Genomic DNA, 780 nt, shown 5'->3' on the forward strand with positions numbered 1-780 from the left:
GCACGATCGAGGCATGCCAAAGAATGTAATTCATCATTCAGATAGAGGTGTTCAATATCTTTCTATTCGCTATACCAATCGTTTAGAAGCAGCAAATTTACGAGCATCAGTCGGTACAACGGGTGATTCATACGATAATGCTTTGGCTGAAACGGTGAATGGCTTATACAAAACAGAGGTGATTGAATATTTAAAAGCAGATTGGCAAGGTTTAGCAGATGTACAACTTGCGACATTAAATTGGGTAGATTGGTTCAACAAAAAGCGTGTACACGGTGCACTGGGTTATGTATCGCCTTTTGAGTTTGAAGCAATGTACTATGATAAGATTAATCCGTTAGGTCAGGTGGCCTAACTTAAATAAAAAAGTCTCCGACAAACCCGGTACGGTTCACTTAGAACAAGCCTTTCACATCAGTCCTGCATGGATACAAGACCTCAAAGGTGAAGATGGTGCAACTCAGTCTGGCAACAAACAAATTGAAAAACTGAATGAAAATTTAAGCAAATACTTCAATTCGCAAGCCAAGTACTTTAGTGTGACTTCAACAGTACGTGATGCACATGTCGGGTATTGGTTTAAGTTCAAAGAACATCCTGAAATTGATCAACATGAAGGTTCCGATCAAGAGTTACTAATCACCGCTGATATACGCTGAATTATCAGGAGACTTTCCCTTGGGAGATTCTAGGCAGCCAACTTATAAAAGTCTTCGGCCATTTGATTTGGTGTCTTAAAACCCAAACCCTTTTGAATTCTTCGATGATTATAAAATAACT

General features: G+C 39.1%; 1 protein-coding gene and 1 pseudogene. Both read left to right on the forward strand.

What is annotated here, in order from left to right:
* On the forward strand, positions 1-355 hold a 355-nt coding region (locus tag AVJ19_RS21215; RefSeq protein WP_162626693.1), incomplete at its 5' end, for an integrase core domain-containing protein.
* 40 nt (positions 356-395) lie between these two features.
* Positions 396-647, forward strand: a pseudogene (locus AVJ19_RS21220) (contractile injection system protein, VgrG/Pvc8 family); the annotation flags it as partial.
* Positions 648-780 lie beyond the last annotated feature (133 nt).

It is taken from the genome of Acinetobacter sp. CFCC 10889 (genome assembly GCF_003268395.1).
Lineage (GTDB): Bacteria > Pseudomonadota > Gammaproteobacteria > Pseudomonadales > Moraxellaceae > Acinetobacter.